Annotated in this window: 1 protein-coding gene; it reads left to right on the top strand. The window is 32.2% G+C overall.

The genetic code is table 11. The features are described from left to right. Positions 1–543 (top strand): hypothetical protein (locus tag ACFFUV_RS23850; RefSeq protein ID WP_390198506.1); only part of this gene is annotated, 543 nt, incomplete at both ends.

The raw sequence follows: 543 nt of genomic DNA, 5'->3' as shown, positions 1-543 counted from the left end.
TATCTTAAAGGAAGTAGTAAAAGAGTTACTAGAATCCAAAACCTATGTGGATTTGGTAACTAAGGATGATATACCTAATATCAATAAACTAATAAGTAATCTCTATCATATACCACTATCGGATTCTGATTACATAAAAGAAAAGATATATCAGTTCTCTACCTATGTTGAGATGAAGAACTTAAATGATTCTTTTGATTTGGATAACTTCGAACAATACGAAGAATATTCGAGGAAGATTGAAAAGGTACTTCAGAAAAGTAAACCTAAGAAAGAGGATGAACCCCTATATATGATTCGAGATATTACCGAGAGACAGTTTAGAAGGCAATCAGAACCTTCAGTATTACCATGCCCATTTAGGCAATTGAATGATTTAACCAATGCAGGAGGTTATCCAGAACATTCGGTTAATGTGATATTGGATAAACCTAAAGCAAAGAAAACATTCTTCATGGTAAATCTTGCAAGAGGTTATCTTAGAATGAAGAAGTCTGTATTATATATTGATACAGAAAATGGTCAAGAACAAATTATGGACCG

This window comes from Vibrio olivae (assembly GCF_042428525.1).
Taxonomy (GTDB): Bacteria; Pseudomonadota; Gammaproteobacteria; order Enterobacterales; family Vibrionaceae; genus Vibrio; species Vibrio olivae.
Note: the sequence above shows the minus strand (reverse complement) of the source record. Positions and strands in the feature narration are given on the sequence as shown.